This window comes from Enterobacter sp. 50588862 (genome assembly GCF_001462935.1).
Classification (GTDB): Bacteria; Pseudomonadota; Gammaproteobacteria; order Enterobacterales; family Enterobacteriaceae; genus Enterobacter; species Enterobacter bugandensis.
Window position 1 is genome coordinate 70,050 of record NZ_LNHM01000028.1, and the last position, 25,000, is coordinate 95,049.

At 59.1% G+C, this 25,000-nt stretch carries 22 protein-coding genes; 11 read left to right on the forward strand and 11 right to left on the reverse strand.

Annotated elements, in window-relative coordinates:
- The first annotated feature begins 6 nt into the window (after nucleotides 1–6).
- A complete protein-coding gene (locus APT89_RS13150) occupies nucleotides 7–1,080 on the forward strand; it encodes a LacI family DNA-binding transcriptional regulator (protein ID WP_060572581.1) in 1,074 nt (357 codons plus the stop codon).
- Here the strand turns inward: APT89_RS13150 and APT89_RS13155 are convergent.
- From APT89_RS13155 to APT89_RS13170, 4 genes are all read right to left on the reverse strand, one after another.
- Nucleotides 1,077–2,333 carry a DUF1479 domain-containing protein gene (locus tag APT89_RS13155; RefSeq protein WP_060572583.1) on the reverse strand — a complete coding sequence of 419 codons (1,257 nt, stop codon included), beginning with the start codon at nucleotides 2,331–2,333 and terminating at the stop codon, nucleotides 1,077–1,079. The genes APT89_RS13150 and APT89_RS13155 overlap by 4 nt on opposite strands.
- Before the next feature lie 149 nt (nucleotides 2,334–2,482).
- Nucleotides 2,483–3,298 (reverse strand): Cof-type HAD-IIB family hydrolase, encoded by an 816-nt coding sequence (locus tag APT89_RS13160; protein WP_028012470.1) that lies wholly within the window; start codon nucleotides 3,296–3,298, stop codon nucleotides 2,483–2,485.
- A gap of 166 nt (nucleotides 3,299–3,464) precedes the next feature.
- A complete protein-coding gene (locus APT89_RS13165; RefSeq protein ID WP_060572585.1) occupies nucleotides 3,465–5,897 on the reverse strand; it encodes a formate C-acetyltransferase/glycerol dehydratase family glycyl radical enzyme in 2,433 nt (810 codons plus the stop codon).
- A 4-nt stretch (nucleotides 5,898–5,901) separates the two neighbouring features.
- On the reverse strand, nucleotides 5,902–6,801 hold the full coding sequence (locus APT89_RS13170; protein WP_060572587.1) for a glycyl-radical enzyme activating protein: 900 nt from the start codon (nucleotides 6,799–6,801) through the stop codon (nucleotides 5,902–5,904).
- A 128-nt stretch (nucleotides 6,802–6,929) separates the two neighbouring features.
- Between APT89_RS13170 and fsa the strand changes: the two genes are divergently transcribed.
- Nucleotides 6,930–7,592, forward strand: coding sequence for a fructose-6-phosphate aldolase (fsa, locus tag APT89_RS13175; RefSeq protein WP_041910697.1), 663 nt, complete (start codon nucleotides 6,930–6,932; stop codon nucleotides 7,590–7,592).
- An 89-nt stretch (nucleotides 7,593–7,681) separates the two neighbouring features.
- On the opposite strand, the gene moeB is transcribed toward fsa, so the two are convergent.
- Both moeB and moeA read right to left on the reverse strand, forming a co-directional pair.
- Nucleotides 7,682–8,434, reverse strand: coding sequence for a molybdopterin-synthase adenylyltransferase MoeB (gene moeB, locus APT89_RS13180; RefSeq protein ID WP_060572590.1), 753 nt, complete (start codon nucleotides 8,432–8,434; stop codon nucleotides 7,682–7,684).
- A gap of 1 nt (nucleotide 8,435) precedes the next feature.
- A complete protein-coding gene (gene moeA, locus APT89_RS13185; protein ID WP_028012475.1) occupies nucleotides 8,436–9,668 on the reverse strand; it encodes a molybdopterin molybdotransferase MoeA in 1,233 nt (410 codons plus the stop codon).
- 188 nt (nucleotides 9,669–9,856) lie between these two features.
- On the opposite strand from moeA, the gene iaaA reads away from it, so the two are divergent.
- From iaaA to gsiD, 5 genes are read left to right on the forward strand one after another with little or no spacing between them, the layout of a single operon-like run.
- Nucleotides 9,857–10,795: a beta-aspartyl-peptidase gene (iaaA, locus tag APT89_RS13190; protein WP_045260003.1), complete on the forward strand. Its 939-nt coding sequence runs from the start codon at nucleotides 9,857–9,859 to the stop codon at nucleotides 10,793–10,795.
- A gap of 11 nt (nucleotides 10,796–10,806) precedes the next feature.
- Nucleotides 10,807–12,678: a glutathione ABC transporter ATP-binding protein GsiA gene (gsiA, locus tag APT89_RS13195; RefSeq protein ID WP_045630941.1), complete on the forward strand. Its 1,872-nt coding sequence runs from the start codon at nucleotides 10,807–10,809 to the stop codon at nucleotides 12,676–12,678.
- Nucleotides 12,679–12,701: 23 nt separating this feature from the next.
- Nucleotides 12,702–14,240: a glutathione ABC transporter substrate-binding protein GsiB gene (gene gsiB / locus APT89_RS13200; protein ID WP_047362754.1), complete on the forward strand. Its 1,539-nt coding sequence runs from the start codon at nucleotides 12,702–12,704 to the stop codon at nucleotides 14,238–14,240.
- A 5-nt stretch (nucleotides 14,241–14,245) separates the two neighbouring features.
- Entirely contained in the window at nucleotides 14,246–15,166 is a 921-nt protein-coding gene (gene gsiC, locus APT89_RS13205) for a glutathione ABC transporter permease GsiC (protein WP_045630942.1), read from the forward strand.
- Between the two features lies 1 nt (nucleotide 15,167).
- Complete coding sequence (gsiD, locus tag APT89_RS13210; RefSeq protein WP_028012480.1) at nucleotides 15,168–16,079, forward strand: glutathione ABC transporter permease GsiD; 912 nt, start codon at nucleotides 15,168–15,170, stop codon at nucleotides 16,077–16,079.
- A 63-nt stretch (nucleotides 16,080–16,142) separates the two neighbouring features.
- Here gsiD and rimO read toward each other — a convergent pair whose 3' ends face one another.
- Nucleotides 16,143–17,468 carry a 30S ribosomal protein S12 methylthiotransferase RimO gene (gene rimO / locus APT89_RS13215; protein ID WP_041910688.1) on the reverse strand — a complete coding sequence of 442 codons (1,326 nt, stop codon included), beginning with the start codon at nucleotides 17,466–17,468 and terminating at the stop codon, nucleotides 16,143–16,145.
- 216 nt (nucleotides 17,469–17,684) lie between these two features.
- Between rimO and bssR the strand changes: the two genes are divergently transcribed.
- Both bssR and APT89_RS13225 read left to right on the forward strand, forming a co-directional pair.
- On the forward strand, nucleotides 17,685–18,068 hold the full coding sequence (bssR, locus tag APT89_RS13220) for a biofilm formation regulator BssR (protein ID WP_060572592.1): 384 nt from the start codon (nucleotides 17,685–17,687) through the stop codon (nucleotides 18,066–18,068).
- 107 nt (nucleotides 18,069–18,175) lie between these two features.
- Nucleotides 18,176–19,294, forward strand: coding sequence for a PQQ-dependent sugar dehydrogenase (locus APT89_RS13225; RefSeq protein WP_048957049.1), 1,119 nt, complete (start codon nucleotides 18,176–18,178; stop codon nucleotides 19,292–19,294).
- Here APT89_RS13225 and APT89_RS13230 read toward each other — a convergent pair whose 3' ends face one another.
- Nucleotides 19,295–19,921, reverse strand: a complete 627-nt coding sequence (locus APT89_RS13230; protein ID WP_028012484.1) for a glutathione S-transferase family protein — start codon at nucleotides 19,919–19,921, stop codon at nucleotides 19,295–19,297. It lies immediately after the preceding gene.
- 240 nt (nucleotides 19,922–20,161) lie between these two features.
- On the opposite strand from APT89_RS13230, the gene dacC reads away from it, so the two are divergent.
- Entirely contained in the window at nucleotides 20,162–21,367 is a 1,206-nt protein-coding gene (gene dacC / locus APT89_RS13235; RefSeq protein ID WP_032644979.1) for a serine-type D-Ala-D-Ala carboxypeptidase, read from the forward strand.
- Nucleotides 21,368–21,406: 39 nt separating this feature from the next.
- Here dacC and deoR read toward each other — a convergent pair whose 3' ends face one another.
- The 3 genes from deoR to APT89_RS13250 form a co-directional block, all read right to left on the reverse strand.
- Nucleotides 21,407–22,165, reverse strand: coding sequence for a DNA-binding transcriptional repressor DeoR (gene deoR / locus APT89_RS13240; protein ID WP_047368171.1), 759 nt, complete (start codon nucleotides 22,163–22,165; stop codon nucleotides 21,407–21,409).
- Nucleotides 22,166–22,231: 66 nt separating this feature from the next.
- Nucleotides 22,232–22,840 (reverse strand): undecaprenyl-diphosphate phosphatase, encoded by a 609-nt coding sequence (gene ybjG, locus APT89_RS13245; RefSeq protein ID WP_028012487.1) that lies wholly within the window; start codon nucleotides 22,838–22,840, stop codon nucleotides 22,232–22,234.
- A 7-nt stretch (nucleotides 22,841–22,847) separates the two neighbouring features.
- Nucleotides 22,848–23,576, reverse strand: coding sequence for a phosphatase PAP2 family protein (locus tag APT89_RS13250; protein ID WP_041910684.1), 729 nt, complete (start codon nucleotides 23,574–23,576; stop codon nucleotides 22,848–22,850).
- A 168-nt stretch (nucleotides 23,577–23,744) separates the two neighbouring features.
- Here APT89_RS13250 and APT89_RS13255 point away from each other — a divergent pair, with 168 nt between their 5' ends.
- The gene (locus APT89_RS13255; RefSeq protein ID WP_047362755.1) at nucleotides 23,745–24,977 is read left to right on the forward strand and encodes an MFS transporter; all 1,233 of its coding nucleotides are present in this window, start codon (nucleotides 23,745–23,747) and stop codon (nucleotides 24,975–24,977) included.
- Nucleotides 24,978–25,000 lie beyond the last annotated feature (23 nt).

The following is a 25,000-nucleotide window of genomic DNA, read 5'->3' on the forward strand; positions in this document are numbered from 1 at the left end:
CACAAAATGGACAAAAGGCTAAAAATCACCGAAATCGCCGCCCGTACCCAGCTCTCCATCAGTACGGTTTCCCGTGTGCTGGCAGGCAAAGCGAATACCAGCGAAAAGGCGCGGGCTAAGGTGCTGGCGTGCGCGCGGGAGCTGGGGGTGATGGACGGCATGGCGGCGGGGCGTCTGCTGCTTAACAGCCTGGTGGTTTTTGCCCCTCAGCGTGCCTTCGACGAGCGGTCCGACATCTTTTACTACCGCGTGATCCAGAGCGTGAGCAAAGGGCTTGCCTCGCACGAGGTTCGGCTGCGCTACTGCGCGCTGGAGGAGAACGACAGCGACGCCCAAATTTTTCTGGCACGCATGAACGAGCCGGATACCCAGGCGGCCATTCTTCTCGGTATTGACGATCCGCATATCCACGATCTGGCGGTGGATGTGGGGAAACCCTGCATGCTGATTAACTGTCGGGACCGCCGCATGCGCCTGCCTGCCGTTGCCCCGGATCACCGTGCGATTGGCGAGCGGGCGGCGGAGTACCTGTTCGAGATGGGGCACCGCGAGGTGATGAACGTGCTGTGCCTGCGTCGCTACACCATGGAGCTGCGCTTGGCGGGGATCCGCGACGCGTGGCACGCCCATAATCTCAGGTTTAACGACAGGCGCGACCTGCTGGTGGTGCCAAGCTTCAGCGCCAGAGAGACGGAGCAGCTGGTGAGCGAGTGGCTTAACCAACAGAAGGGAAAAGACCTGCCGACGGCGTTCCTGGTAGGCGGGGACTTTATGGCGGCAGGCACCATCAGCGCGCTGCAAAATCACGGTCTGCGCGTGCCGCAGGACGTCTCGGTGATGAGCATTGACGGCTTTAATCTGGCGGCGATTCAGGATGTGCCCTTAACGGCGGTGCATGTTCCCCGCGACGAGCTGGGAACGGAAGCGGTGCATATGCTCCAGCAGCGGCTGATGCGCCCGGACGCGCCGTCAGGAACATTGCTGCTGAACGGCACGCTGGCCGTGCGGGAGTCGGTACGGCGGATACGTCAGGGGAAACGACGCACCGCCGTGGAGCGGGAAGGGCTGTACGACAGTTAAGCCATGCCCAGCGCGCGCTTGCCGTGGATATTGAGATCGTTCACGGTAAAGCGGCCCTGCCAGCTTTTTTCATAATCCTCGCGCGGGAAGTCTCCCGGCGACGCGCCGGTTTCCAGCGCTTCCTTGACCTTTTTCGCATAGGCGAGGTTTTTCTCGCACATTGGCGCGGCGGGGATGTACATCACGTTGCCCCAGCCCTGCTGATTTTCCACCGGCGCGACGGAGTGGATCACGTCGCAGTGCCACCACACGGAATCACCGGCTTCCAGCGCCGGAATACTGGTCAATGCTTCGACAAGCAGCGGGTGCCACTTCTCGGAAATCGGCAGCACGCGCCCCGGCGCCACGCCGCACAGTTCGTCTTCTGGCACGTCGTCCAGCAGAGGACGCAGCAGAATGTAGGCCATTGCTTCCGGGATCGGCACCACGTGCAGCAGCCCCTGGCCGGGGATCATGTCCGACAGCGCCGTCCAGCCCTGGAAGGTGCGGAACACCGAGCACTTGGTGGTGTTATCCACGGTGTACTCTTCCACTTCAGTACGGTGCGCGGCGTTCCACGGATCGTATTTCTCGACGTTGCCGTCAAACACGCGGGCAAACACCTGCTGGTAAGCCGGCAGCAGCCAGCGCTCCAGCGCGCCGGAATCGGTATGCGCCCCCAGCCCTTTTGAAGTGGTTCCCGGCGGACGACGGCGGATGCGGTCCGGGTAAATCACGCTGACGTCAGGGTCGAACCACTGCTTGCCGTTGCTCTCGAATGTCCATAAACGGTTCAGGAACGACTGCACCTGCGCCATCTCTTCACTCTGGCGCGCCTGCATTTGTGCCTGGGACCAGTAGATCGGGTAAATCTCCGGGAGGGAGGCGGTTAAGGTGCCGAAGAAGTTGTCGCCCGGCCCTTTGTACACCTCGTCAAACTTGTTCAGATCGAGGTAGTCGAGCATCGACCGATCCCACGCCAGCGCCTGCTCGCGGGGGAAGTGACCTTTAATCACCGCGCAGCCGCGGCGCTTAACGGCCTCGCGCTGAGCGTCGGTAATCGTGCCGTTTTTCACATCTGCAAACGGAATCACCGGCCAGACGGGTTCGCCTTTATTTTTCAGGGCGTTGATCTCCGCCACGCGGGTGGCGATTTTATCGCTGAGCTTGTCGAACACCGCCTGCACGTCGCCGATCTGCGCGCGTAACTCACGTTTTAACTGACGGATTGCCGCTTTGTGGTCCGCTGGCAAGGTTTCACTGGTAAAGGTCATAACTGCCTCGCATCTTTCATTCGAAAGTAAAAATGTCTACAAATGATACTTTAAGTTAAAAATAAGTTAATGCAAGTTTAAAAACTTGACGCAAGCCACAGGACGAAAAAAGAGTGAGAGGCCGGAGCGGGGCTCCGGCGAGGAAAGGATCAAACGTCGAAAGGAGAGTGGTTGTCGAGCACGGCCTGAATGACGTTCAGCGCGCCCTGATGGTTGTTATCGTCGGTGCTGTAGCGGCTAATGTCTTTAATGCTCTGCGCCGCGTTGCCCATCGCAAAAGAGTATTTTACCAGCTTCAGCATCTCGGCATCGTTGCCGCTGTCGCCAATGCCGACGCACTCCTGCGGGGAGATTTTCCAGCGTTTCAGCAGGCGGCTGATGCCGTTGGCTTTGTGCAGGCCGGGGATAATCAAATCGACAAAACCGAAACCGCTGGTGACCGGCTTCATGATGCCGTCCAGGGAGACGTGCAGTTTATCGACCAGGTTCGGGATATCGCTGTCCGGCAGGTTCAGGGAGAACTTAAACAGCACGTCGTCGATTTCGCGGTAATCGCTGATGCGTTTTAAGCGGTGATAGTGCTTTGACATCAGCGCCACGAAGGCGTCCGGGGCTTTGTCGCTGACGTAGGCGCTCTCCAGACCGCAGGCTACAAAGTTCAGCCCTTCGTCTTTCAGCAGTTCGCCAATAACGATCTGCGACTCATGGCGGGTCAGCTCGCCGTGGAAAACCTGTTCGCCGTGGTCAAACACCAGCGCGCCGTTCTCCGCCACGAAGGAGATCTGCTCTTTCAGCTCGGGGAAGAAGGAGATGAGCTGGTAATACTGGTTGCCGCTGGCGACAACGAATTCAATATCGCGGGCTTTAAGCTGCTCAAACTGTGCCTGGAAGCGGTCACGATCGTACTGCTTGGCATCATCAAGGAAAGTTCCGTCCATATCGGTGACGATAACTTTAACGGTCATACTGTGCTCCTGGGTCACTGCGTTTTGAAACATTCTAATAACAAGGTGACGGGGAGCACAAATTTAATTTCGAATGAAAGTCAGAAAGCCGGGTGGCGGCTTCGCCTTACCCGGCCTACGGGGAGACTCTGTAAGCCCGGTAAGCGCAGCGCCACCGGGCGTTTTCTTACAGCGTATGCTCAGTACGGGCGATAATATCGTCCTGCGCATCCGGCGACAGGGCGGTGAAGAACGCCGAGTAACCCGCCACGCGCACTACCAGGTCGCGGTACTGGTCCGGGTGCTTCTTCGCTTCCAGCAGCGTTTCGCGGGAGACAATGTTGTACTGAATATGCCAGCCCTTATGCACCTCGAAGAAGGTGCGCAGCAGCACCATCAGCTTCTGACGATCGCTGTCGTTTTCCAGCGTCGACGGATTCAGCTTCTGGTTAAGCAGCACGCCGCCGAGAATCGCCTCGGTAGGCAGTTTACCCACGGAACCGATGACCGCCGTTGGACCAAGGTGGTCGGTACCGGAGGCCGGGCTTGCCCCTTCTGCCAGCGGGGTGTGGGCCTTACGTCCGTCCGGCGTGGCCATCGTTGCCGCGCCGAACGGCACGTTAGCGGAGATAGACGACGTGCCCGCGTAGTAGTTACCGCCAATCGGGCCGCGGCCGTAGCGCGGGTTGTGGTACTGCTTCAGCTCTTCAATGTAGGTCTGATAGGCGCGGGTCAGCAGCATGTCCACGCTATCGTCATCGTTGCCGTACTTCGGCGCGCCGTTGATCAGGCGCTGGCGCAGCTGCTCGTGGGTCAGCCCGTCGAAGTCATCCGCCAGCGCCGCCGCCAGCTGCTGCTGACCGATAGCGCCCTGCTCAAAGACCAGCTTTTTCACCGCTGCCAGGCTGTTGCCGAGGTTGGCGATACCCACCTGCAGACCGGAGACCCAGTCATACTTCGCGCCGCCCTGCTTGATGCTTTTCGCGCGTTCGATGCAGTCGTCCACCAGCGCCGAGCAGAGAATGTCGTGGACGTTCTCTTCCAGCATGGTATCCACCACGTACTCGATCTCGATGGATTTGCGGGTGTAGTAGCGGATCTGGCTGTCCCACGCCGCCATCACCTCCTCGAAATTGTCGAAGTTACCGGCTGAGAGCGCTTTTTCCTGCGGCAGGAACACCTTGCCGCTGGTGGCGTCGCGGCCGCCTTCCAGCGCGGCGAGCATCACGCGGGCAAAGTTGATAAAGCTCATGCCGGTGCAGCGGTAGCCCCACTTGCCGCCCACTGCGGTTTCGATACAGCCGATGGCCGCGTAGTCGTAGGCATCATCGCGCTCAACGCCAAGCTTGATAAATTCCGGGATCACGATTTCATCGTTGTTAAATGCCGGCATCCCGAAGCCGCAGCGGATCACCTGCACGCAGGCGTCGAGGAAGTCGTTGCTCATGCCCGCATGGTAGCGCACGCTCAGGTTTGGCTGGGTGGAGCGCAGGCGACCGCAGGACTCCAGGATCGCCCAGGAGAGCGGGTTCACCGCGTCCATCGGCTCGCCGTTAACCAGCTTCTGACCACCAATGGTGACGTTCTGGTACAGCGGGCTACCGGCGGAGGCCTTGGAGTGCGAGCCGGAGCGGATCTTGTTCACTTCCAGCAGCTTCAGCCAGCAGCTGTGCAGCAGCTCGATGGCGTGCTCGCGATCCAGGCTCTGGTCCAGCTCCACGTCGCGGCGGTAGTACGGATAGAGATACTGGTCCATACGCGCGAAGGAGACGGAGTGGCCGTTGGACTCAATCTGCAGGATCAGTTGAATGAAGTAGCACAGCTGCAGCGCCTGCCAGAAGGTTTTTGGCGGCTCGTGGGCAATCACGTCGCAGTTTTCCGCCATCGCCAGCAGCTCGTCGCGGCGGCTTTCGCGGGTTTCCGTAGACGCCATCTCACGCGCCAGGTCGGCGAAGCGTTTGATGTGCAGGCTGACGGCTTCCAGCACGATATCAATTGCCTTCAGGAACTGATCGCCGTGCAGGTCTTCCAGCACCGTCAGGTTGATGCGCGAGCGGCGCTCGTCCACTTTGGCGCGCAGGCCGTCGAGACCTTTCTCCAGCACCAGTGGGAAGTTTACCGCCAGGTGCGCGTCGCCGGAGGTCATGTTGCCTTCGGCTTTGATGATGCCGGTTTCCAGCAGGCCTTTCTGCTCGTCGGTGAACATGCCGTAGCAGCGGTCCTGCACCGTCTGGCCGCGCCACCATGGGCAGATTTCATGCAGAACACGCTTGTTCTCTTCGCTCACCGCGAAGCCTGCACCCGGACGGTCCGCCAGATCGTCAATCTCTTTCTCAATCCAGGAAACGGTATATTCCGGGAAGATCGGCGCGGCGCGCACTTCGCTTGCCTGGTTGCCGATAATCAGCTCGTCGTGCTTGATCCAGATGGTGCGTTCCGCCAGGTGATGTGCCAGGGCCAGCGCGCGACGCACCGGGATCGGCTTGTCCATGTGCTGCTGGTACATTTCGGTGTAATGCTGCGCGCGCTCGGTACAGACCGGCGGCTTGACGATATGCACCAGCGCCATTTTATGCGCGTTAATACGTTCGCTGAGGGTGTTGAGATTCAGGGTGGTCATAGGTTTATCCTCGTAAGGTCGCGGTTAACCCTTTCTGGCAGGCGTACTGCTGCGCGAAATCCAGCAGGGCAGGGTTATCCAGCGGTTTGTCAGGGGCAGAGTAAGGTTGGCCGAGCAGGGTGTATTTGTTCATGCCCAGCGTGTGATACGGCAAAAAATGAATATCATCGACGCCGAGTTCGTCGGCGGCGAAGTTGGCAATGGCTGTGATGGACGCTTCATCGGCGTTAAAGCCCTGGATCAGCGGCACGCGGATGGTGATCTTTTTCCCGGCAGCGGCGAGGCGCTTCAGGTTGTCCAGGATCCGTTTGGCCGAACCGTCGGTCCACTGTTTGAACACCGCTCCATCGACGTGCTTAAGGTCGGCAAGGAACAGATCGACGTACGGTAATGACGGCTCGATATAATGCCACGGCACGTGAAGGCAGGTTTCGACGGCGGTGTGGATACCCTGTTCGTGGCTGGCCTTGAACAGGGCGTGCGCCAGCTCCGGGTTCATAAACGGCTCGCCGCCGGAGAGGGTGATCCCGCCGCCGCTGCGGTCATAAAAGGGTTTGTCGCGCAGCACGGTGGCCATGATCTCGTCCACCTTCTTCTCTTCACCGCAGACGGTAAGCGCCTGCGTTGGACAGCAGTCAGTGAGGGCATTAAGCGTCTCTTCACTCAGCTTTTCGCGGTGGATGACCAGGCCATTGAGCGCGCGTTCGATACAGCCCGGTGCCGCCAGCTGACACAGGTCGCAGCCTTCCAGACACAGGCGCGCGTCAAACAGCACGTCCCGGCTGCGCGAGCGGCTTTCCGGGTTCTGACACCAGCGACAGCCCAGCGAGCAGCCTTTCAGGAACACCACGGTTCGAATACCGGGGCCGTCGTGGGTGGAATAACGCTGAATATTGAAGATCATATTTTTGCCCTCAAGTTGCATGTGAAGATTAAATGACTTTCGAATGAAAGTTATCTTGATGCAGGTCAACTCTTGAGCAGGTTTTATCGTGATAGGGTAAGTGCAGGCTAATTTTTGAGGGTGACATCATGGAACTTTATCTCGACACATCTGACGTTGCGGCAGTCAAAAAGCTGGCGCGTATCTTCCCGCTGGCGGGTGTGACCACCAACCCAAGCATTGTGGCGGCAGGAAAAACGCCGCTAGATGAGCTGCTGCCCGCGCTGCACGACGCGTTGGGCGGTAAGGGCCGTCTGTTTGCGCAGGTAATGGCAACCACCGCCGAAGGGATGGTGGAAGACGCGCGCAAGCTGCGCGCTATCATTAACGACCTGGTGGTGAAGGTGCCGGTGACCGCGGAAGGGCTGGCGGCGATCAAAATGCTGAAAGCAGAAGGGATCCCGACGCTGGGGACGGCGGTGTATGGCGCCGCGCAGGGGATGCTGTCCGCCCTGGCCGGAGCAGAGTATGTGGCCCCTTACGTTAACCGCGTGGACGCGCAGGGCGGGGACGGGATCCAGACCGTGATTGAACTGCAGCACCTGTTGGCGCTGCACGCGCCGCAGTCAAAGGTGCTGGCCGCGAGCTTTAAAACCCCGCGTCAGGCGCTGGACTGCCTGCTGGCAGGGTGCGAGTCCATCACGCTACCGCTGGACGTCGCGCAGCAGTTTATTACTTCCCCTGCGGTGGATGCGGCGATCGTGAAGTTTGAGCAGGACTGGCAGGGAGCGTTTGGACGGACGTCTATCTGACGGGGGCGGCCTGATGCCCTCGCCCCAACCCTCTCCCACAGGGAGAGGGAGCAAACACTAAAACGGCAACCTGAAGGTTGCCGTTTGCTTTAACCACCGCACACCTCACACCCCGGATTGCGCATCAGCTTCATCTCGCGGAACTGGCAGGTCATCGCGTCATACATCACGATTTTCCCCGCGGCAGGCGTGCCGTAGTGTGCCAGCACTTTAATCGCTTCCATTGCCTGCAATGAGCCAATCACGCCGACGAGTGGTGCCATCACGCCCGCCTCGACGCAGGTCAGCGCATTCTCGCCAAACAGACGGCTCAGGCAGCGGTAGCAGGGTTCACACTCGGCGTACGTGAAGACGCTGATTTGCCCCTCCATGCGGATTGCCGCGCCGGAGACCAGCGGGATTTTGTGGGCAAAACAGCCCGCGTTCAGCTGGTTACGGACGGCGACGTTATCGGTGCAGTCGAGCACCAGATCGTGCTGCGCAATCTGCGCGAACAGCGCGTCGTCATCCAGCATCGCGTCAATCAGGGTGAACTGAACGTTGGGGTTGATGCGCGCCAGCGCCGTGCGGGCAGAGTCCACTTTCGGCTGGCCAACCGTCGCGTCGCTGTGCAGCGTCTGGCGCTGCAGGTTGGACACCGAGACGGTATCGAAATCCAACAGCGTCATCCTGCCCACGCCCGCCGCCGAAAGATACTGCGCGGCGGCGCAGCCCAGCCCGCCGAGACCGACGACCAGCACATTGGCTGCCTTAAGCGCTTCCTGGCCCTCGAAGTCAAACCCGCGCAGCACGATCTGGCGGTTGTAGCGCATCATCTCCTGGTCGCTCAGCTCCACCGTCATGTCAGCCTCCGAACAGGTGGTTAAAGCGCTCAACCTCAACCCATTCGCCGGCTTCCACGTTGCCGCGCTCGCGCTCCAGCACGATAAAGCAGTTGCCCTGGCTGAAGGAGCTGAAAATGTGCGAGCCCTGATGTCCGGTGGTGCTCACTTCGAGCTCACCGTCCGCGCCGCGCGCCAGAATGCCGCGCTGGAAATCGAGACGACCCGGCGATTTTTTCAGGCGCGTAGCGGCACGCACGCGCAGGCGCTCCGGCAGCGGGCTGGCTTTGTTGCCGGAAAGCTTCGCCAGCAGCGGGATCGCCAGCTGGTAGAAGGTGAGCGCCGCAGAGACCGGGTTACCCGGCAGGCCGCAGAACCAGCTGTGCGGAAGCTTGCCAAACGCGAACGGTTTGCCCGGCTTAATCGCCAGCTTCCAGAAGGCGATTTCGCCCAGCTCTTCAAGAAGGGTTTTAGTGTAATCCGCTTCGCCCACGGAGACGCCGCCGGAGCTGATGACCACGTCGGCGGATTTGTCCGCCTCGATAAACGCCGCGCGCAGTTTTTCCGGGTCGTCTGGAATGATGCCGAGGTTAATCACCTCGCAGCCCAGCTGCTCCAGCATCAGGTGTACCGCCAGGCGGTTGGTGTCATAAATCTGGCCGTCCTGCAGCGGCTGGCCCGGAAGCTGCAGCTCGTCGCCGGTGGAGAAGACCGCCACGCGCACCTTGCGGACAACGTCAACTTCCGCGATGCCGAGCGAGGCCAGCACCGGCAGTTCACCTACCGTCAATTTCTGCCCGGCGGCAAAAACGGTCGCGCCGAGGGTGATGTCTTCGCCCGTGCGGCGGATGTTCTGGCCCGCTTTAACGTTCGCGGTAAAACGCACGCCGTCGTCGGTCTGCTCGGTCTCTTCCTGCATCACCACGGCATCGCAGCCCTGCGGAACCGGCGCGCCGGTCATGATGCGCACGCAGGTGCCCGCTGGCCATTCGCCGCCAAACGGCTGGCCCGCAAAGGCTTTACCCGCCACCGGCAGGGCGTTACCCGTCTGGAGATCCGCCAGGCGCACCGCGTAACCGTCCATCGCGGAGTTATCGAACCCCGGCACGTTCATCGGCGAGACGATATCGCGCGCGGCAATACGACCAAAACAGCGCACAAGCGGCAGCGTCTCAACGTCATGCAGCGGAGAAATACGGTCAAGCATCTGCGAGAGTGCCGTCTCAAGCGGCATCAGTCCGGCGGTAAAATCCATGGTGGGCTCCTGCGGAGTAACAACGAAAGCGCCCATTATGGCAGAAAAGTGCGGCTAACTGTATGACCCGATGGGTGTACGCTTTACATCACTGTTGCGTCTTTCTATATTCAAAAATCATCTGAAGTTTCATCGACGATAATGATATTTATAGAAAAAGCCGCGAATCAGGCTAACGGGTGATGCGAATGGTTAATGCGGTAATCGCAATTCATGGCGGCGCAGGGGCAATCACCCGTGCACAGCTCAGTCCCGAGCAGGAAAAGCGCTACATTGACGCGCTGTACGCCATTGTGGAAACGGGCCAGAAAATGCTGGAAGCGGGCGAGAGCGCGCTGGATGTGGTCACCGAGGCGGTGCGCCTGCTGGAAGAGTGTCCGCTCTTTAATGCCGGAATAGGTTCGGTCTTTACCCGGGATGAAACCCACGAGCTGGACGCCTGCGTGATGGACGGCGTCACCCTGAAGGCGGGCGCCGTGGCAGGCGTGAGCCATCTGCGAAATCCGGTGCTGGCGGCGCGTCTGGTGATGGAGGAGAGCCCGCACGTTCTGCTGGCGGGCGCCGGGGCGGAAAAATTTGCCTTTGAGCACGGAATGGAACCGGTATCGCCGGATCTGTTTTCCACGGAAGAACGCTATCAGCAGCTGCTGGAAGCCCGTACGGCGGGCATAACGCAGCTTGACCATACTGCGCCGCTGGATGAAACCACCAAAATGGGCACGGTCGGCGCGGTGGCGCTCGATAAAGCCGGTAACCTCGCGGCGGCGACGTCAACGGGCGGCATGACCAACAAGCTGCCGGGACGCGTCGGCGACAGCCCGCTGCCCGGCGCGGGCTGCTATGCCAATAACGCCACGGCGGCGGTGTCGTGTACCGGCACCGGGGAAGTGTTTATTCGCGCCCTCGCGGCCTACGACATCACCGCGCTGATGGATTACGGCGGTTTAAGCCTGAGCGAGGCCTGCGAGCGCGTGGTGATGGAAAAATTACCTGCCCTGGGCGGCGTCGGCGGGCTGATTGCGGTCGATCGTGAGGGCAACGTGGCCCTGCCTTTCAACAGCGAAGGCATGTACCGCGCCTGGGGTTATGCCGGTGATGAGCCGAGCACGGGCATCTATCGTGAATAAGGGGGCAGCGCGTGCCGCACACTGAAGAACTGGACAACCGCGAGGTGCTGGCTGTCCATCAGCTGAATATTGCGTTTCAGGAAGAGCGGCAGTTCATCCCCGCAGTACAGAATTTATCGTTCTCGCTCAGGCGCGGCGAGACGCTGGCTATTGTTGGCGAATCCGGCTCCGGTAAATCGGTCACCGCGCTGGCGCTGATGCGCCTGCTGGAACAGACGGGCGGGCAAATCAGCAGCGAGAAAATGCTCCTGCGCCGCCGTAACCGTCAGGTCATCGATTTAAACGAGCTGAGCGGCGCGCAGATGCAGGGCGTGCGCGGGGCGGATATCGCGATGATCTTCCAGGAGCCGATGACCTCGCTCAACCCGGTGTTCCCGGTCGGGGAACAAATTGCCGAGTCCATCCGGCTGCATCAGGGGCTGAGCGGCGATGAGGCGCTCAAAGAGGCCCGACGCATGCTGGAGCTGGTGCGCATTCCGGAGGCGCAGGCCATTCTGGGGCGCTACCCGCATCAGCTTTCCGGCGGCATGCGCCAGCGGGTGATGATTGCCATGGCGCTCTCCTGCCGTCCGGCGGTGCTGATCGCCGATGAGCCGACGACGGCGCTGGACGTGACGATTCAGGCGCAGATCCTGCAGCTCATCAAAGTGCTGCAGCAGGAGATGGAGATGGGGGTGATTTTCATCACCCACGATATGGGCGTAGTGGCTGACATCGCCGATCGGGTGCTGGTGATGCATAAGGGCAATGCTGTGGAAACCGGTGCGGTCGAGCAGATTTTCCATGCCCCCGAGCATCCTTACACCAAAGCGCTGCTGGCGGCGGTGCCGCGGCTTGGGGCGATGAACGGCAGCGATTTGCCGCGCCGTTTTCCGCTGATTTCCCTGGAGGCGACAGAGCCGCAGGAGGATGAAGGCGAGCAGGACACCGTGGTGTCGGGCAAACCGATACTCGAAGTGCGCAATCTGGTGACCCGCTTTCCGCTGCGCAGCGGAATTTTCAACCGCCTGAAGCGCGAAGTGCATGCGGTGGAAAACGTCAGTTTCGATCTCTGGCCGGGTGAAACGCTGGCGCTGGTAGGAGAGTCCGGCTGCGGGAAATCCACCACCGGGCGGGCGCTGCTCAGGCTTGTGGAGACCCAGGAGGGGACGATAACCTTTAACGGTGAACGTATCGACACCCTGCCAGATAATAAATTACAGGCGATACGGCGAGATATTCAGTTTATCTTCCAGGATCCGTATGCCTCTCTCGACCCGCGCCATACGGTAGGGTACTCAATTATGGAGCCGCTGCGGGTGCATAACCTGCTCGACGGCGAGGCGGCGCAGCGTCGCGTGGCCTGGCTGCTGGAGCGCGTTGGCCTGAAGCCGGAACACGCCTGGCGTTATCCGCACGAGTTTTCCGGCGGGCAGCGGCAGCGTATCTGCATCGCCCGCGCGCTGGCGCTGAACCCGAAGGTGGTGATTGCGGATGAGTCCGTCTCGGCGCTGGATGTCTCGATCCGGGCGCAAATTATCAACTTACTGCTGGATTTACAGCGGGATATGGGGATTGCCTTCCTGTTTATCTCGCACGATATGGCGGTGGTAGAGCGCATCAGCCACCGCGTGGCGGTGATGTTTATGGGGCAGATCGTGGAGATTGGCCCGCGAAGGGCGGTGTTTGAGAATCCGCAGCACCCCTACACCCGCAAGCTTATTGCGGCGGTCCCGGTTGCCGATCCCGCGCACCGCCACGGCCAGCGCGTGCTGCTGCAGGATGAGATGCCGAGCAACATTCGTAAACGCGGCGAAGCCGTGGAGCGCGTCACGCTGCGTGAGGTTGGTCCGGGCCACTTCGTGGCTCCGCCGCGCCAGGACAATGCCTTCTCACGGTTATAACTTACAACAGGCAGGAGAACACAATGGTTACATTTGTAGCGCGTAAATGGTTGTTAGCCGCGAGCGTGACGGCAGCCCTGGCCGCTGCCCCCGCGTTCGCCGCCAAAGACGTGGTGGTTGCCGTCGGCTCTAACTTCACTACTCTCGATCCGTACGACGCCAACGACACGCTCTCCCAGGCGGTGGCGAAATCGTTCTATCAGGGGCTGTTTGGTCTCGACAGAGAGATGAAGCTGAAAAATGTGCTGGCGGAGGGGTACACCGTATCCGACGACGGGCTGGTCTATACCATCAAGCTCCGTTCCGGCGTGAAATTCCAGGACGGGACTGATTTCAATGCGGAGGCGGTAAAGGTCAACCTCGACCGTGCCAGCAATCCTCAAAACAGCCTCAAGCGCTATAACCTGTATAAAAATATCGCCAGCACCGAGGTAGTCGACCCGGCAACGGTAAAAATCACCCTGAAAGAGCCATTCTCCGCGTTTATCAATATCCTGGCGCATCCGGCGACGGCGATGATCTCGCCCGCCGCGCTGAAAAAGTACGGTAAAGAGATCGGCTTCCACCCGGTGGGAACCGGGCCGTACGAGCTGCTCACCTGGAACCAGACCGATTTTGTGAAGGTGAAAAAATTCGCGGGATACTGGCAGCAGGGTCTGCCGAAGCTGGACACCATCACCTGGCGTCCGGTGGTGGATAACAACACCCGCGCGGCAATGCTGCAAACCGGCGAGGCGCAGTTTGCCTTCCCCATCCCGTATGAGCAGGCCGCCATTCTGCAGAAAAACAGCAAGCTGGAGCTGGTTGCCAGCCCGTCTATCATGCAGCGCTACATCAGCATGAACGTCACGCAGAAGCCGTTCGATAACCCGAAGGTGCGTGAAGCCATCAACTATGCCATTAACCGTCAGGCGCTGGTGAAGGTCGCTTTTGCGGGTTATGCCACCCCGGCCACCGGCGTGCTGCCGCCGTCTATTGCGTATGCGCAAAGTTATCAGCCGTGGCCGTACGATCCGGCCAAAGCGCGCGAGCTGCTGAAAGAGGCGGGTTTCCCGAACGGCTTCAGCACCACGCTGTGGTCGTCGCACAATCACAGCACCGCCCAGAAGGTGCTGCAGTTCACCCAGCAGCAGCTGGCGCAAGTGGGGATTAAGGCGCAGGTGACCGCGATGGATGCCGGGCAGCGTGCGGCAGAAGTGGAGGGGAAAGGGCAGAAAGAGAGCGGCGTGCGAATGTTCTACACCGGCTGGACGGCCTCTACCGGTGAAGCCGACTGGGCGCTGTCGCCGCTGTTCGCCTCGCAGAACTGGCCGCCAACCCTGTTCAACACCGCGTTTTACAGCAATCCGCAGGTGGACAAAGACCTGGCCGATGCCCTGAAAACCACCAAACCGGAAGAGAAAGCCCGCCTCTACAAGGACGCGCAGGACATTATCTGGAAAGAGTCGCCGTGGGTACCGCTGGTGGTGGAGAAACTGGTTTCAGCCCATAACAAAGCGCTGACCGGGTTCTACATCATGCCGGACACCGGCTTTAGCTTTGACGATGCGGATTTAAAATAAACCTCATGCTGAATTATGTTTGTAAACGTCTGCTGGGGCTTATCCCGACGCTGCTGATAGTGGCGGTGCTGGTGTTTTTGTTTGTCCACATGCTGCCGGGCGATCCGGCGCGTCTGGTAGCCGGGCCCGAAGCGGATGCCACCGTCATTGAGCTGGTGCGTAAACAGCTGGGCCTCGACCAGCCGCTGTATATGCAGTTTCTGCACTATATGTGCAACGTTCTGCAGGGCGACTTTGGTATTTCAATGGTGTCGCGGCGTCCGGTGTCGGAGGAGATTGCCAGCCGCTTTATGCCCACGTTCTGGTTAACGATTGCCAGCATGGGCTGGGCGGTGGCGTTTGGGCTGGGCGCGGGGATTATTGCGGCCGTCTGGCGCAACCGCTGGCCGGACAAGCTCGGCATGGCCCTGGCGGTGACCGGCATCTCCTTCCCGGCATTCGCGCTGGGGATGCTGCTGATGCAAATCTTCTCCGTTGAACTGGGCTGGCTGCCGACCGTCGGGGCCGATACCTGGAAGCATTATATTCTGCCCTCCATGACGCTGGGCGCTGCCGTTTCGGCGGTGATGGCCCGCTTTACCCGCGCCTCGTTCGTGGACGTGCTGAGCGAAGATTATATTCGCACCGCGCGGGCGAAAGGGGTCAGCGAGAAGTGGGTCATTCTCAAGCACGGGTTCCGCAATGCGATGATCCCGGTGGTGACGATGATGGGACTGCAGTTTGGTTTCCTGCTGGGTGGCTCTATCGTCGTGGAAAAGGTCTTCAACTGGCCGGGGCTGGGGCGCCTGCTGGTCGATTCCGTCGAGATGCGCGACTACCCGGTGATTCAGGCAGAAGTCCTGCTTTTCTCGCTGGAGTTTATTCTTATCAACTTAGTGGTGGACGTGCTTTACGCCGCCATTAATCCGGCCATCAGGTATAAGTAAGATGCGATTGTTGAACTGGCGGCGTCAGGCCGTTTTGAACGCGATGCCGGGGCTGAAACCGGAGCATGTCCGCACCCCGTGGTCCGAATTCTGGAGACGTTTTCGCCGTCAGCCGGTCGCAATGGCGGCGGGGCTGTTCGTGCTGGTGCTGATTGCGGTGGCGATCGTTGCGCCGTGGGTAGCGCCGTTTGATGCGGAAAACTACTTTGACTATGACCGCCTGAACGACGGCCCCTCAATGCTGCACTGGTTCGGCGTGGACTCTCTCGGGCGGGATATTTTTAGCCGGGTGCTGGTGGGGGCGCAGATCTCGCTCGCCGCCGGGGTAGTCGCGGTGCTGATCGGCGCAGCTATCGGTACCGTGCTGGGGCTCGTCGCCGGGTATTATGAAGGCTGGTGGGACCGCATCATCATGCGCATCTGCGACGTGCTGTTTGCTTTCCCCGGCATTCTGCTGGCGATTGCCGTTGTCGCCATTATGGGCAGCGGGATGGCGAACGTCATTATCGCGGTCGCGGTGTTTTCGATTCCGGCCTTTGCCCGCCTGGTGCGCGGCAACACGCTGGTGCTGAAACAGCAGACGTTTATTGAATCCGCCCGCAGCATGGGGGCCAGCGATACCACCATTCTGTTCAGCCATATTCTGCCCGGGACGGTGTCGTCCATCGTGGTCTATTTCACCATGCGTATCGGCGTGTCGATTATTTCGGCGGCCAGCCTGTCGTTTCTGGGGTTAGGGGCACAGCCGCCGACGCCGGAGTGGGGCGCGATGCTGAACGAGGCGAGGGCCGATATGGTGATTGCGCCGCACGTGGCGATCTTCCCGAGCCTGGCGATTTTCCTGACCGTGCTGGCGTTTAACCTGCTGGGGGATGGGCTGCGCGACGCGCTGGATCCGAGGATAAAGGGGTAGTGCAGTGAAATGTGCCGGGTGGCGGCTACGCCTTACCCGGCCTGTAAAAGATGTGCAGTGAGATTAAACCCGGCTACCCCACAGGTCATACTCGTCGGCGTTTTCAACTTTGACGCGAATAATATCACCCGGCTTAACGTTGGTTTCGCCGTTCAGGTACACCGCGCCGTCGATTTCAGGGGCGTCCGCCATGCTGCGACCAATCGCGCCTTCTTCGTCCACTTCGTCGATGATAACCATGATCTCACGGCCCACTTTCTCCTGCAGACGTTCAGCAGAGATCTGCTGCTGCAGTTGCATGAAGCGGTTCCAGCGCTCTTCCTTAACCTCTTCCGGCACCTGATCCGCCAGCTCGTTGGCGGTTGCGCCTTCCACCGGGCTGTACTTGAAGCAGCCGACGCGGTCCAGACGGGCTTCTTTCAGGAAGTCGAGCAGCATCTGGAAGTCTTCTTCGGTTTCACCCGGGAAGCCGACGATAAAGGTGGAGCGCAGGGTCAGATCCGGACAGATTTCACGCCACTGCTTGATGCGCGCCAGCTGGCGGTCAACGGAGCCAGGGCGTTTCATCAGCTTGAGGATACGCGGGCTGGCGTGCTGCAGCGGGATATCCAGGTACGGCAGAATTTTGCCTTCCGCCATCAGCGGGATGACGTCGTCAACGTGCGGGTACGGGTAGACGTAGTGCAGACGTGTCCAGATACCGAGCTTAGCCAACTGCTCGCACAGGCCCACCATGCTGGTTTTCACCGGCTCGCCGTTGTGGAAACCGGAGCGGTGTTTAACGTCTACTCCATAAGCTGAGGTGTCCTGGGAGATGACCAGCAGCTCCTTCACACCCGCGTCGGCCAGACGTTTCGCTTCCGCCAGCACTTCGCCAATCGGACGGCTCACCAGATCGCCACGCATGGACGGGATGATGCAGAAGGTGCAGCGATGGTTGCAGCCTTCAGAAATTTTCAGGTAGGCGTAGTGACGCGGCGTCAGCTTCACGCCCTGTTCCGGCACCAGGCTCAGGAACGGGTTGTGCTTTGGTTTTGGCACGTAGTGATGAACATGTTCCAGCACCTGCTCGTAGCTGTGCGGGCCGGTGATCTCCAGCACCTTCGGGTGCACTTCGCGGATTTGGTCCACTTTCGCGCCCAGGCAGCCGGTAACAATCACTTTGCCGTTTTCGGTCAGCGCTTCACCGATGGCTTCCAGTGACTCCTGGACCGCGCTGTCGATAAACCCGCAGGTGTTAACGATCACCATATCGGCGTTGTCGTAGCTTGGCACCACGTCATAGCCTTCGGTGCGCAGTTCGGTCAGGATGCGTTCGGAATCCACCAGGTTTTTCGGGCAGCCCAGGGAGACGAAGCCGATTTTCGGCTGGTGCGTAACATTGCTCATAGGTTAAAAATTCATCAATTATGGAGTTATCAGGGCGGGATTTTACAGCGTATCGCGGGGGATTTATACACTCTTTGCAAGGCGGATGCGCCAGGCCGAGGTTGTAACATTGTAAATAATGTTAATCAGTTAAGAATAATTGATCTCAGGCATTAAACTGTACAAAAAATGAGCTTATTCTGAATGTGCAACATGGCTGACAGAGGAGGAAATAGCATGTCCGTTGACAGACTGAAACGCGATCTGCTTAACAAGCTGATCAACGCCCGAATCGACCTGGCCGCCTATCTGCAGCTCAGGAAGGCAAAGGGCTATATGTCAGTCAGCGAAAGCGAACATCTGCGTGATAATCTGTTTGAACTGTGTAATTTCATGCGTGAAAAAGCACCGACCCTGAAGACGGAATACGATGAATGCGAGCTGATGGTGCTGCGTCGCGCCGCTGAGGTGCTCTCCATTGCAGGGGTATGTTTGATGAACGGACGCCACGACTGCCCAAATTTTATCGCTGTTAACGCGGAGAAGCTTGAAAACTGCCTGACAACGCTCTCTCTTTGCATCATGTGTCTTAACAAGTACGAGACGCTTGCACAGCACTGAGTTCGGGGGGAGGCAACTCCCCCCTCTGATTAAGCTTTTGTAAAAGTGGTAACGCGCCCGGAGGTAATGGCTAATCTTTATGCCATATGCCGAAAAAGGAGCGCTTTATGCCTCGATCCTCGTTGATTTTCCTGCCTGCATTGTTTATTCCGTTTTCGCTTCTTGCTGCGCCAGAGGCGGTAAAGGTTGAGGTGCTGCAAAACCGACTCGATCACCCCTGGTCGATGGCGTTCCTGCCGGGTAATGACGGTTTACTGGTCACTCTTAAGGGCGGGCAGCTCAAGCGCTGGCAGGCCGGGAAAGGACTTTCCGATCCCATTGTCGGCGTGCCGAAGGTGTGGGCGAACGGCCAGGGAGGACTGCTGGACGTGGTGCTGGCACCTGATTTTGAAAAGTCGCGCCGCGTCTGGCTGAGCTACGCCGAAGCCGGGCGTGACGGCAAGGCCGGAACGGCGGTGGGCTATGGTCGCCTGAGCGACGATCTTTCCCGCATCGAGGGATTCCAGGTAGTGTTCCGCCAGATGCCGAAACTCTCTACCGGTAACCATTTTGGTGGGCGACTGGTGTTCGACGGCAAAGGGTATCTCTTTATTGGACTCGGCGAGAACAACCAGCGCCCGACGGCGCAGGATCTGGACAAGCTGCAGGGTAAAGTGGTGCGCCTCACCGAAGACGGTAAAGTGCCGCCGGATAACCCCTTTGTGAACACCTCCGGCGCGCGGCCGGAAATTTGGTCGTACGGCATTCGTAACCCGCAGGGGATGGCGATGAACCCGTGGAGCGACACGCTGTGGCTGAACGAGCACGGCCCGCGCGGCGGGGATGAAATCAACATCCCGGAGAAGGGCAAAAATTACGGCTGGCCGCTGGCGACGCACGGCATTAACTACAGCGGGCTGAAAATCCCGGAAGCCAAAGGCGAGCACGTTGAGGGAGCCGAAAAGCCGCTGTTTGTCTGGAAAGTGTCGCCCGCGGTCAGCGGCATGGCGTTCTATAATAGCGACGTGTTCCCGCAGTGGAAAAACAAGCTGTTTATCGGGGCGCTAAAGGAAAAGGACGTTATCGTGCTGAGCGTGGACGGCAATAAGGTGACGGAGGACGGGCGGATCCTGGGCGACCGGGAGCAGCGTATTCGCGATGTGCGGGTGGGGCCGGATGGCTATCTGTATGTCCTGACCGACGAAACGGACGGGCAGCTGTTAAAAGTCAGCCCGTCCGGTGCGTAATCAGGTGACCGGGATCATAACCACGTTACGGTACGCCGGGCGCTCGCCAAGCTGCTTAAGCCAGCGGTCAAGGTTCGGGCGCGGCGTCCATTTCAGACCGAGGTTAGTCAGGTTCCAGACGAACGGCGCTACGGCAATGTCCCCCACGCCGAACGTATCGCCGGAGAACCAGGCGTGCTTCGCCAGCTCATCGTCCATCATCGCAAACAGGTTTTCGCAGGCATCCTGCGCGGCATGAATGGCGGGGTAGTCGCGCTCGGCTTCAGGGGTTCTCACCAGCCCCATCAGGATCACGCGGTGAACGGGAGAGAGCGTCTGATTTGCCCAGTCCATCCACTTCTCACCCTGCGCGCGCTGCGCCGGGTTTTCAACCCACAGGCGGCCAAGACCGTACTGGGCGGCGAGGTAACGCACAATGGTGTTGGACTCCCAAAGCGTTGCGTCTGTTTCGTCATCACGCAGCAGCGGCACCAGGCCGTTCGGGTTCATCGCCAGATAGTCGGCCTCTTTGTTCACGCCGAACGACATGCCAGCCATGATTTGGTTAAACGGTAAATCCAGTTCCTCCAGCGTCCAGAGCACTTTCTTAACGTTGGTCGAATTATTCCTGCCCCACAGCGTAATCATATTTACTCCTGATGAGTGTGAATCCGGTTCGGCTTTTTGCCATGGTGAGATAAACCTAACAATTACGCAACAGAAGACAAAAAAATCGCCTGAATCAAAGCGTAAATGAATGTTATTGCATAAACTTTAATAACTTTACCCTCGTTGGGTTTCTTTAACCGTTTTAGTGCGCTATTACTCATCGCTTCTTGCGACACGGTGATGTGACGTAATTTTTGAATGGACACTCGGGTGGCATTTATGACGCGAAAAATGACTTCTCTGCGCAGCCTGGCGGCAGGCTCTGCGCTCCTTTTCCTGTTTGCACCAACACTCTACGCGGCTGAACAGGCTGCGCCCGAAGCGCCGCCTGTGGACGCGCGCGCCTGGATCCTGATGGACTATTCCAGCGGTAAAGTGCTGGCGGAAGGCAATGCGGATGAGAAACTCGATCCGGCCAGCCTGACCAAAATCATGACCAGCTATGTGGTCGGGCAGGCGTTAAAAGCGGGCAAGATCAAGCTGGACGATATGGTCACCATCGGGAAGGATGCCTGGGCTACCGGCAACCCGGCGCTGCGGGGCTCGTCGGTGATGTTCCTGAAGCCAGGCGATCAGGTCTCCGTCTCCGATCTGAACAAAGGGGTAATCATTCAGTCGGGAAATGATGCGTGTATCGCGCTGGCCGACTACGTTGCCGGCAGTCAGGATTCTTTCATTGGTTTGATGAATGGCTATGCGCAAAAGCTCGGCTTAACCAACACCACCTTCAAAACGGTCCACGGCCTGGATGCGCCGGGACAGTTCAGTACCGCGCGCGACATGGCGCTGCTGGGAAAAGCGCTGATCCACGACGTGCCGGATGAATACGCCATCCACAAAGAGAAAGAGTTTACCTTCAACAAAATTCGCCAGCCGAACCGTAACCGCCTGCTGTGGAGTAGCAACGTTAACGTGGACGGAATGAAGACCGGCACCACGGCCGGCGCGGGCTACAACCTGGTGGCCTCCGCGACGCAGGGCGATATGCGCCTGATCTCGGTGGTGCTGGGCACCAAAACCGACCGCATCCGCTTTAACGAGTCAGAAAAACTGCTGACCTGGGGCTTCCGCTTCTATGAAACCGTGACGCCGATTAAACCTGATGCCACGTTCGTCAGCCAGCGCGTCTGGTTTGGTGACAAGAGCGAGGTGAATCTGGGGGCGGGTGAGGCCGGTTCCGTGACCATTCCACGCGGTCAGCTGAAAAACCTGAAAGCAAGCTATACCCTGACCGAACCGCAGCTCACCGCGCCGCTGAAAAAAGGCCAGGTGGTTGGGACGATTGATTTCCAGCTAAACGGCAAGTCGATTGAACAGCGTCCGCTGATTGTGATGGAAGCGGTGGAAGAGGGCGGCTTCTTCAGCCGGATGTGGGATTTCGTGTTGATGAAATTCCATAGCTGGTTTGGCAGCTGGTTTAGTTAAGTTTTATGCCGGGTGGCGCTGCGCTGACCCGGCATAACCTCAATACATCAACTTCACCTGCTGTGCCTTTGCATGGGCCACAATCTCGTCATCGGGGCGGCAATCGCTGACGATGGCGTCAAACTGCGCCAGCTCGCCCATTCTTGCCGAACGCACCTTGCCAAACTTGCTGTGATCGACCACCAGCACATGATACTGCGCGGCATTTAACGCCCAGTGCTTGACCGGCAGCTCCTCCAGATTAAAGCAGGTTGCACCCTGGCGCACATTGACGCCCGCGGCGGAATAAAACGCGATGTCCGGGCAGAGGTTGCTGAGCGTGTCCTGCAGGTTAAGCGGTTTAAAGATGGCGTTGCTGGCGTGAAACTCGCCGCCGCAGAGGATCACCCGGCACTCGGGTTTCTCCTGAAGCGCCAGAAAGGTGTTCAGGGAGTAGCACACGGCGGTAAAGGGAATGCTGCTGTCGATGGCTTCGATAATCCACGGCGTGGTGGTGCCGCAGTCAAAAAACAGCGTCTGGTGCGGCTGAACCAGCGTAGCCGCAAGGCGCGCGGCTTTGCGCTTCTCTTCAACCAGACGCGTCTTCTGGTCGCTGATCAGATAATGGCTGGCGCTGCGCGGCTCAAGGACGATGTACCCGCCCAGCAGTACCACGGGGGCGCTGTCGCTGTTCAGATCGCGACGAATGGTCATCTCTGAGACGCCGAGGAGGTTGGCGGCTTCCTTCAGATGCAGCTTATCGCTGCGCTTCAGCGCCTGCAGCAGCTGAGCAATGCGGTCATCGCGACGTGTTTCCATAGTTCCTCGGGATAAAAAAGTGAGCCCCCGCAGGGCGGGGGCTCAGTGTAACCTGTCCGGTTGGGATTAGTCACGTATCCAGCCCTTACGGATCGGGATGGCAAAAATGGCGCGATAGAGCGAAGAAAGCCCGCGGTAGAGCGCCTCACCGAAGAGATTCCACAGGATAGCCGCGCTCACGCAGCCAATCAGCCCCACCAGGAAACCGCCTACCATATCCAGCGGCCAGTGGACGCCAAGGTAAACGCGCGACCAGGCGATAGCCACAGCGACCACCATGAGCACCGCACCCGACCACAGGCGATGCCAGAACAGGAAAGCCAGCGCGAAGGTGAAGATAACCGTACCGTGATCGCTCGGGAAAGAGTCATCCGGCGCGTGGTGCAGGAAGGTGTAGCCAATGCGATCGACAAAAGGACGATCGTGCGGGAACGCGTGGCCTAGAAGATAGCTGACCAGCACGCTTACCCCGAGCGCCATCGCGACTTTGATCACCAACTGGCGCTGTGCCTTAACCTGGCTGCGCGGCCCCCACAGCCAGAGAATGGCAGCCAGCGCAGGCACGATGCTGATAAGGTCTTTCGCCAGAAAGGTGGCAAAATCAATCATCCACTCTGGCGAGGCCGGGGTGGCGTTGATCAGATAAAACAGCTGATAATTCAGATTCTCTAGCATAGCGTAATCACTCTTTTGCAAACCGGGTGGAAACCAGCCCGTAGACCGCCACCTGGGAAAACCAGACCCACCACCCGGCCCACAGGTTGTGAGAGAAAAAATGTGCCCCGCGCATCACCTGGCCGAAGCCCATCGCCAGACCCAGAACCGCGCCAAGGACCACAAAGCTCCAGGCGAGACGCGGACGCTCGCGCCAGAAGGCAAAAAACAGCCCCATCACCATAAAGCCGCTGGAAGAATGGCCACCCGGGAAGCAGCGGCCCGGGCCGCTGTCTGCCGGAACGGCGCTGAACAAGGGGTAAGACACGGCCTGACCGCCATATTCCACCAGATCCCACGGGCAGCTGTGGTGGCTGATGCTTTTCAGCACGCCAACCACCAGCGCGCCAAGCCCCATCAGCAGCGCGGCTGTTACAAGCCTTGCGTTACGTTTGTAAGCGCCGTAAAGCAGCGCCACGGCGCCTAAGGCAATCGCAATGTACTTCGCCAGACGATGGTTCAGCAGATCCAGCAGGTGGTCTTTCTGCAGCGGGAAAGTCTGTGTCGCCGCGTCATACCAAAAACCGGTGATCCATCTGTCGAGCGCTTCATCGCGCGATAGCCACGTAAACACCACGGCAAGCGCTACTAGCACCAAAAGCTGATAACCATAAAAGCGGGACGGTAAGCGGTAAAGCTGTTTTGTCTTATTAGTCTGTAAGTTAGACAATTCTGAACGGCTGGAAGTGAGTGCCATAATTAGGGATCATTGACGAGTAATCGCGCTATCATAAATCTGTCAACTTAAGGAAACCTTAAACGAAGACGATATGTGCTTTATTTCTGTTTCTCCTCGATAAATCACTATCTCGGATTGCGGCATTTCATTACACTCGTCGCGATTTTGTCATTATAAAGAGATTGCATGTTAAACCGTTCTTCTTCTGGTTCACGTCTGGGTCGTCAGGCGTTGCTTTTCCCTCTGTGTCTGGTGCTCTACGAATTCTCTACCTATATCGGCAACGATATGATCCAGCCCGGTATGCTGGCCGTTGTGGAGCAGTACAACGCGGGAATCGAGTGGGTGCCGACCTCCATGACCGCCTATCTGGCTGGCGGCATGTTTTTGCAGTGGCTGTTAGGCCCGCTGTCGGATCGTATTGGGCGCCGTCCGGTGATGCTGACGGGCGTGGTGTGGTTTATCGTTACCTGCCTCGCCACGCTGCTGGCGCAAAACATTGAACAATTTACCCTGCTGCGTTTCCTGCAGGGGGTGAGCCTGTGCTTTATCGGCGCCGTGGGGTATGCCGCCATCCAGGAGTCGTTTGAGGAGGCGGTGTGTATCAAAATTACCGCGCTGATGGCTAACGTGGCGCTGATCGCCCCCTTACTCGGGCCGCTGGTGGGGGCCGCGTGGGTGCACGTTGCGCCGTGGGAAGGGATGTTTGTGCTCTTTGCTGTTCTCGCCGCCATCGCGTTCTTCGGCCTGCACCGCGCGATGCCGGAAACGGCTACCCGTCTGGGCGAAAAACTCTCGCTGAAAGAGCTGGGCCGGGATTACAAAGCAGTGTTGCAAAATGGCCGCTTTGTGGCGGGGGCGCTGGCGACCGGATTCGTTAGCCTGCCTCTGCTGGCGTGGATCGCGCAGTCACCGGTTATTATCATCAGCGGTGAAAAGCTCAGCAGCTACGAGTACGGCCTGCTGCAGGTGCCGATCTTTGGCGCGTTGATTATCGGTAACCTGGTGCTGGCCCGTCTGACGTCTCGCCGCACCGTGCGTTCACTGATTATCATGGGCGGCTGGCCGATTGCGGCAGGGCTGATTCTGGCGGCGGTAGCGACCGTCGCGTCATCCCACGCCTACCTGTGGATGACGGCGGGGCTGAGCATTTATGCCTTCGGAATTGGCGTGGCGAACGCTGGCCTGGTGCGCCTGACCCTGTTTGCGAGCGAGATGAGTAAAGGTACGGTCTCTGCGGCGATGGGCATGCTGCAGATGCTGATTTTTACCGTCGGTATCGAGGTGAGCAAGCACGCTTACGCGCTGGGCGGCAACGGGTTGTTCAGCCTGTTTAACCTCGCCAACGGCGCGCTGTGGGTTGGCCTGATGGTGGTGTTCCTGAAGGACAAACGCGTCGGAAACGCCCTGCAACCATAATCTTTTTTTCCCTCTCCCCATTG